The sequence below is a fragment of the Paenibacillus sp. EPM92 genome (assembly GCF_016586185.1).
Classification (GTDB): domain Bacteria; phylum Bacillota; class Bacilli; order Paenibacillales; family NBRC-103111; genus Paenibacillus_G; species Paenibacillus_G validus.
Genome location: NZ_BCPS01000134.1, coordinates 1 through 841 on the forward strand (window position 1 = coordinate 1; position 841 = coordinate 841).

At 53.0% G+C, this 841-nt stretch carries 1 protein-coding gene; it reads left to right on the plus strand.

Going from position 1 to position 841, the window contains the following annotated elements:
- Positions 1-810: transposase (locus JMF85_RS27820; protein ID WP_201319400.1), on the plus strand; the 810-nt coding region annotated here is incomplete at its 5' end.
- Between the last annotated feature and the right edge of the window lie 31 nt (positions 811-841).

Genomic DNA, 841 nt, shown 5'->3' on the forward strand with positions numbered 1-841 from the left:
ACTTATCGCGAGAAGGCAAGACAATCGTTCCTCAGCGTGTCCAAGCAACGCAGGGCGTCAGGCAAAGCCATTCGCCGAGCGATCCGCAAGCAACTAGGCTACGTGGGGCGTGATCTGCGTACGATGGAAAAGCTCATGCAGCATACGCCGCTCACGGCACTGAGCAGACGGCAATACCGCCAGCTTCTTATCATCTCGGAACTGTACCGTCAACAGCGCGAGATGGCGGAGAAGAAGACGCATGCTGTATCCGATCGCATCGTCAGCATCGAACAACCTCATGTGCGGCCTATCGTCCGTGGCAAGGCTGGAGCCAACGTGGAGTTCGGCGCCAAGATCGCCGCAAGCCTGGTAGACGGTTATGCATGGATTGAAACCGTGCAGTGGGATAGCTTCAATGAAGCGACAACTCTTCAAGCATCCGTAGAAGCATACAAGCAGCGTTTCGGCTATAACCCAGCTGTCATCTTGGCAGACAAGATCTACCGCAATCGGGAGAACCTGAACTATTGCAAGGAACACGGCATTCGCATAAGTGGTCCTAGGCTTGGCAGGCCTTCGAAAGAACACAGCGATACTATGGATCGCAAGCAAGAACAGCGGGACGCCTCTGAACGCAATGCCATCGAAGGGAAGTTTGGAGAAGGCAAACGCAAATTTGGACTGGGACGCATCCGCGCACGTGGTGCCGAAACTAGTCTGACCGTCATCGCCCTACAGTTTCTGGTCATGAACCTGGAGCGGCGACTGCGGGTTCTCTTTTTGCCATTTTTCAGATTTTTACAGTTTTTTTCTGTCCGTTGGGCGTAGGTTAATAAGAATCTTGTTCAGTAAGCCCTAA